Annotated in this window: 5 protein-coding genes and 1 pseudogene; 5 read left to right on the plus strand and 1 reads right to left on the minus strand. The window is 70.2% G+C overall.

All coding sequences use genetic code 11. From position 1 onward, the window contains the following. Nucleotides 1-429: 429 nt before the first annotated feature. Nucleotides 430-1,599: a serine hydrolase domain-containing protein gene (locus IEZ08_RS38695; RefSeq protein ID WP_068923851.1), complete on the plus strand. Its 1,170-nt coding sequence runs from the start codon at nt 430-432 to the stop codon at nt 1,597-1,599. Here IEZ08_RS38695 and IEZ08_RS38700 read toward each other — a convergent pair. Further along, nucleotides 1,598-1,799 (minus strand): annotated as a pseudogene (locus IEZ08_RS38700) (transposase); the annotation flags it as partial. The gene IEZ08_RS38695 and the pseudogene IEZ08_RS38700 overlap by 2 nt on opposite strands. Nucleotides 1,800-2,086: 287 nt before the next feature. Between IEZ08_RS38700 and IEZ08_RS38705 the strand changes: the two are divergent. The 4 genes from IEZ08_RS38705 (at nt 2,087) to IEZ08_RS38720 (ending at nt 6,374) form a co-directional block, all read left to right on the plus strand. Continuing rightward, nucleotides 2,087-3,772 (plus strand): ATP-binding protein, encoded by a 1,686-nt coding sequence (locus IEZ08_RS38705; RefSeq protein ID WP_068923852.1) that lies wholly within the window; start codon nt 2,087-2,089, stop codon nt 3,770-3,772. Nucleotides 3,773-4,355: 583 nt separating this feature from the next. Beyond that, nucleotides 4,356-5,099: a CPBP family intramembrane glutamic endopeptidase gene (locus IEZ08_RS38710; RefSeq protein WP_068923853.1), complete on the plus strand. Its 744-nt coding sequence runs from the start codon at nt 4,356-4,358 to the stop codon at nt 5,097-5,099. 87 nt (nt 5,100-5,186) lie between these two features. Further along, nucleotides 5,187-5,846, plus strand: coding sequence for a nucleotidyltransferase domain-containing protein (locus tag IEZ08_RS38715; RefSeq protein ID WP_068923854.1), 660 nt, complete (start codon nt 5,187-5,189; stop codon nt 5,844-5,846). A gap of 192 nt (nt 5,847-6,038) precedes the next feature. Continuing rightward, nucleotides 6,039-6,374, plus strand: coding sequence for a hypothetical protein (locus IEZ08_RS38720; protein ID WP_141704075.1), 336 nt, complete (start codon nt 6,039-6,041; stop codon nt 6,372-6,374). Nucleotides 6,375-6,593 lie beyond the last annotated feature (219 nt).

Here is a 6,593-nt window from a genome sequence, read left to right on the forward strand (position 1 = left end):
GCGGTCACGCTGGCGGCGTTGTTGATGTGGTTATGACACTTTGACGACACGCCCTAGGGGGTACGGCCACCGCCACGGCGAGCAGGAGGCTCTTCCATCTGTTCATCGAGGGTCGCTCCGAAGCCGATGGAGATTCGACAACTGCCGTCAATCCCTTCGACCGGATCTCCTCCCACAAGACCCGTGGTGTGACGAATCGGCGGCCGCGCGGCATCGCGGGCGGGGATCGAGCGGTCCGGCCCTCCGCTCCGGCGGGCCCCGCAGAGCCGTCCGGCCGGATCCTGCTCACCCGCACGTGGCCATTCGGCCTACTCCTGCGGTGCCAGAGCGGCCCCGGTCGCTCAGGGCAGAGCGGGGGATCCCCCCGATCCGCCGGGTCCCCGGTCCGATGGATCTTGCAGGGACACGCCTTTCCGATCGGAGAATCCCATGCCCCTGGCGAAGATCGCCGCGATCACCGCCGCGACCCTGACCCTGCTGTCACCGGCGACGGCCCCGGCGGGTGCCGGCGTCGATGGCGGCCCGTCGCCCTACCAGTGCCTGATCGACACGGCCCTCGCCACTCCCCTGCCCGATCTGCCCCCGGATCGGACTCCGGTCCCCGGCCACGTCAAGACTCCCATTCCCGGCATCGTCCTCGACGTCCGCGGGCCCGGAACACGCTTCACCGGTGCGACCGGCCGCTTCGCCCTGCTCGGCCGCGAACTGCGCGCCGGGGACGCCTTCCGCACCGCCAGCGTCACCAAGCCCTTCACCGCGGCGGCCGTCCTGCGACTGGCCGAGCAGGGCCGGCTCGACCTCGACGACAAGATCGGCGATTATCTCGACTCCGCCCTGATGAAGCAGATCCTCCACGGCTCACACATCACGGTCAGGCAGTTGCTCGATCACACTTCCGGAATCGCCGACTATGCCACCGACGGCTCCTGGATGGCCGAGGTCTTCGCCGACCCGCACCGCGTCTGGAAGCCACGCGAGCTGGCCGAGCGGGGGTTGCGGCTCAAGCCCGCCTTCCCGCCGGGCAAGGGCTTCCACTACTCCGACACCGGTTACGTACTGGCCGGGTTCGTCATCGAGAAGGCGGCGGGAAAACCGCTGCACCGGGTCTACCGCGAGCAGATCCTCGGCCCGCTCGGCATGCGCGCCACCTATCTGGAGCACTGGGAGAGTCCTCGGGGACGGCTTTCCCACCCCTACGTCACCGACCTCGACTTCCGGGGGTGGAACCCCACCTACGACACGTTCGGCGGGGGCGGGCTGGTCTCCACCGCGCCCGACCTGACCCGCTTCATCCGCGGCCTGTTCGAGGACCGGCTCTTCCGGGACCCCGCGACCCTCGCCACCATGCTCCGCACCACCCGGCAGAGTGACGACGCCTACGGCCTCGGCCTCATGCGGGTGCGAACCGGCGCGACGACGTTCTGGGTCCACGAGGGGTTCCACGGGGCCTTCATGGCCTACGACCCCGCCAGGAAGATCTCCGTCACCGGCACCGTCAACCAGGCGTTCAAGCTCAGAAAGGTGGAGGACGGCCTCATCCGAGGCGCCCACGCGATCGCGTCGGGCGGCGGACCCGGCTGTCCGGCGAAGCTCTCGTAACGTGCAGCCAGAACGTGGCGCCCTCGCCGCCGTCGCCGGCCCACAGCCCCAGGATGACGCGCTCGCCGTCGACGGTGACCGCCAAAGCGACATGGATCGGCCGGTTGGCGACCTGGCCGTCGCGGATCTTCACGTGGATCGCGTCGATGAAGGACTACCGGGTAGACCGCATCCAGCGGCCGGTTCCGCCACTCGGTCATGGCTTCGATGGCCTTCCCCAGCAGGAGCCGCTGCCGCCCATGACCACCTCCACCACCGTCACAGTAAAGCCCCATAACCGCATTTTCTGCTATGAACCGGGCATGCATCCACTGGACGGATAGACCGGAGCTGGAGCGTGACGAGGGGCGGCGCTGCGGACCGGTCTTCCTTGTCGGCACGGAAAGGAACCTCTCCGTTACCATTCGATTACTCCGAGGCAGATTCCGTAGGGATGACCGCCGGTCGAGCAGACGGCAGACGATCGAAGCACAAGGAGGGTGCCGCAGTGGCGGGCACGCAGCGGGAGGCGGCGCTGGTCAGACTGCTGGACACCATCACGGTCGTGGCCAACACCAGCGATGACCTCCACCAGGCGGCACGCTCGGTGCTGGCCGCGGTGTGCGAGGTGACCGGCTGGCCGCTCGGCCACCTGTGCGTGCCGGCCGACACGGGCGGGGACTTCGTCTCCTCCGGCCTCTGGGTCGGGCCGATCGGCGACTTTCCGGCGCTGCGCGAGGTCAGCGCCGCGGTCCGCTTCGCGCCCGGCGCCGGCACCATCGGCCGGGCCGCGGCCACCGGGCAACCGGTCTGGTCACGCGACACCGCCACCGACCCGCTGTTCTTCCGCTCCCGGCAGGGCCGCGACCTGGGGGTGCGGGCGGCGTTCGCATTCCCGATCATGTCCGCCGACGGGGTCGCGGCGGTACTGGAATTCTTCTCCCTGCGGCCGGCCGAGCCCGATGAGTCGCTGCTGCGAGTGATGGCCAGTCTCGGCTATCAGCTGGGTCGCATCGTCGACCGCCGCACAGCCCAGGCCACCGCCCAGGCGGGCCGGGACCGGATGCGGCAGATCATCGACACCTCGGTGGAGGGGTTCGTCTCCACCGACGCCGCCGGGCACATCACCGAGTGGAACGCTGCGGCCGCGCGCATGTTCGGCCGCTCCCGCCAGCAGGTGCTGGGCCGGCTGGTGCACGAGGTGATCGTGCCCGAACGCTACCGCAGGGCCCACCAGGTCGGCTGGGCCCACTTCCTGGCCACCGGGGAGTCGAACGTGCTGGGCCGACGCCTGGAACTGGCCGGAGCACGGTCCGACGGCAGCGAGTTCCCCATCGAGCTGGTGATCTGGGCCACTCGCGAGAACCACGGCACCTGGGCCCTGCACGCGTTCATCCACGACATCACCGAGCGGCGCCGCGCCGAGCAGGCACTGCGCGAGGCCTATGCGGCCGAGCAGGCTATGGTGGCGCGCCTCAAAGAGCTGGATACGGCCAAGGACGCCTTCCTCTCCACCGTCTCCCACGAGCTGCGCACCCCGCTCACCTCCCTGATCGGCTATCTGGAGATCGTGGCCGACCCGCAGGCCGGAGTGGTGGAGGCTGCAGCGCCGGGCCGCAGGATGCTGGAGGCGATGGTCCGCAACGCGGCCCGGCTGCAACACTTGGTCGAAGACCTACTGGCGATCACCACCCTCAGCACCGACCACCTGGAGATCGACGCGGCACCCATGCCGGTCGGCGAGGTCATCGAGGAAGCGGTCCGCCTCACCGGCACCGCGGTCCGCGACAGCGGGCACACCTTTCAGGTGTTCCTAGAGGCCGGAGTCGAGCATGTCGCCGGGGACCGTGAGCTGCTGGTGCGGGCGGTGGGCGCGCTGCTGTCGAACGCGGTCAAGTACTCACCCGCCGGAACGCCGATTACCGTGCGTGCCTCCGCGGCCGGCGGACGGGTGGCGATCGCGGTCACCGACGCCGGGGCCGGCATCGGTGCCGATGAGCTGCCGCACGTGTTCGAACGCTTCTACCGCACCCGCTATGCTGACGAGCACGCCATCCAGGGCATCGGCCTGGGACTGAGCATCGCTCAGGCGATCGCCGAAGCCCACGGCGGCACCATCACCGCGACCAGCGCCCCGGGCGAGGGCTCGACCTTCACCCTGCACCTGCCCGGCGCGCCTGCGTCCTCCTGCTGATGCCCGGAGGAGACCACCCGCAGGCGAAGGACCCTCAGCGCATAACGCCTGCCGGGCGTGGCCGACACCAGCCAGGCCCGGAAGCGGATACACGATCGTTGAAGGGCCGGCGGGAACCGCTTCAGCAGGGCCAGGAGATGGACATCCTGGCCGTGCGCCAGATCCAGCACCTTGCGACGGAACTCCGGCGGGTAGCCCTTGCCTGGCATGCCGGTCTCTTCTCGTGGGGTCAACGGCACACAAGCCAAGCGAAGCGACTCCGCGGAAGGCGGGGAGCATCACCTCCACCGATCCCGGCGCGGTTCAACCGCCACCGCCACCGCGAGCAGAAGGCTCTTCCACCTGTTCATCGAGGCTCGCTCCGAAAGCCGATGGAGATTCCACACCTGCCGTCGGCCCCTCCGACCGGATCTTCTCCCGCAAGACCTCGAATGTAATGAAGCGGTGGCTACCCGGCGTTGCGGACGGGTGAGCGAGCCGTCCGTCTCCGCTCCGGCACGGGCCCGGCACGCTTCACCGGCGCGACCAGGCCCCGGTGAGGGCTTCCCTCTGAATACGCCTTTCCCCTTTGATTCCCAATGTGATGCGATCATTCATCTCTCTTCATCCGATCTGGTTCTCCACCGGTGTCATGGCGGGCAGGTTGCTGCTGATCATCGGACTGGCACTGGGTACCACCGCGCTCGGCTTCGGCGGCGAGTGGCAGGGCACTTTCGTCAACGCCGCCGTCACCGTGGCGGCGCTGGGGCTGACCGCCTGGCTCGGCTGGTGGCGGGAGACGGGATTGACCACGATCAGGCCGTCGGCGTGGTGGCCGCTGATCGGGCCGGCCGTCGTCGTCGCGAGCTACCTGCCCTACGGCGTCGACCCGGCCAGGCGCGACCTGCTCCCCTTCCTCCTGGGGATCACCCTGGTCGGCGTCAACGAGGAGTTGTTCTACCGCGGGGTGGTGCAGCACGCGCTGACGCCGCTCGGCCGCTGGCGGTGCTGTCTTCTGGTGGGAGCCCTGTTCGGCGCCGGCCACGTCAGCCGCCACTTCCTCCAGGGCGCCTCCGCGGTGGACACCTCCCTTCTGGTGGTCGAGACGGCCGTGTTCGGCTTCGCCTACGCCGCGGTGCGTTACCGGACCTCGGCGCTCCTCCCTTTGATCGTCCTGCACGCCGCGGAGGACATCATGCTGATACTCAACTCCGAGCGGGTGCCCATCGTGCACACGGTGGCGGTGACGTGCGCGCTGGCGGCGTGGGGAGGCGTGGTGCTCGCCCGGCGGGAACGTCCCCGGGACCGCCGGTCAGCCGGGGAGACCGAGGCCGGGGCCGTGACCTGAACCAGGACGGACGCCTCACCCGCCGGCGGGGCCGCGGCCCCGGAAAAGCCGTATCGGACGGTGCCGTACGGCTGGCAGTCTTGACCGGTGGAAACGCACTTCGTCCCGGATTTCCTGATCCTGTCGGTGGTGATCGGCTCCCGCGCCTACGGGCTGGAGACCGCGGTCTCCGACGTGGACCGGCGCGGTGTCTTCGCCGCGCCGGCGCCGCTGTTCTGGCGGCTGGACAAGCCGCCCACCCATGTCGAGGGGCCCGCGCCGGAGCAGTTCTCCTGGGAGGTGGAGCGGTTCTGCGCGCTGGCGCTGGAGGCCAATCCGACGGTCCTGGAGTGCCTGTGGTCGCCGCTCGTCGAGCACCTCACCCCGGCGGGCGAGGACCTGCTCGCGATCCGGCGGGCCTTCCTGTCCCGGCGGGCCCGCCGGACGTTCACCGGCTACGCCGACGCGCAGTTCCGCAGGCTCGACCCCGAGCGGCCGAAGTGGAAGCAGGCCATGCACATGATCAGGCTCATGCTCAGCGGGCTCCACCTGGCCCGCGAGGGAGAGCCGCTGGTGCGCGTGGAAGAGCACCGTGACCGGCTGCTCGCGGTGCGGCGGGGCGAGGTCCCGTGGGCGGAGGTGGCGCGCTGGCGGGCGGAGCTGCTCGCGGGCTTCGAGACGCTGGGCGGCACCGACGCCCTCCCGGAGGTCCCCGACCGGCAGACCGTCGACGACTACCTGGTCGCCGTCAGAAAAGCATCCCTGTGACGCGCCATCTCGGTGAGGCTCTGTCCCGATGCCGCTCTGTCCCGATGCCGCTCTGTCCCGATGCCGCTCTGTCCCTGCGACGCTTTGTCTCGGTGACCTCCGCGACCCGTGAGGCCTTCCCGGGACGCTTCGTCCCAGCTCGGTATGGCATGCCATCACGGGTTTACTCTGAAAAGCGAGGGGGTGTCGCCCGTGACCGAGACGCTCACGTTCAACCACCGCCCCGTTCCGTGGCGGCCCGGCCCCGGGGAGCCGGTTGAGTGCCGTGTCTGCGGCTCCCTGCCCGATCCGCACGATCCCTCCCGGCACCTGGGTGAGATCCTGCCGCCGCTCGCCGTCGTCCCCGACGACTCCTCCACGTTGGAAGAGCTCGTGCGGATCCTGCGCGCCGAACTCGCCGACACCCCGGTCTTCCTCACCGACAGTCAGCTCGACCTCCTCGCCCGCCGCGCCGCCGATGCGCTCTACCGCCGGGGAGCGATCAAGGTTCGCCGCTCGGACTGGCGTCCTCCCGGCCGCGCCGCCTGACCCGGCTCCCCGGAAACCCCTCCCGCACGATGGCTCACCGCCCGCCGCCCGGGACGAGGCGGACCTGAGCTCGGCGGGGACCGGCGCGGCCGGTCAGGCCACGTTCTGCCACGGGGCGACCTGGAGCAGGTCGTCGACCTCCTCCGGGGAGATCGGTGGGGAGAACAGGTAGCCCTGCGCCAGCGGGCAGCCCATCTGCTGCAGCACCCCGGCCTGCTC

It is taken from the genome of Planobispora rosea (assembly GCF_014648175.1).
GTDB classification, from domain to species: Bacteria; Actinomycetota; Actinomycetes; order Streptosporangiales; family Streptosporangiaceae; genus Planobispora; species Planobispora rosea.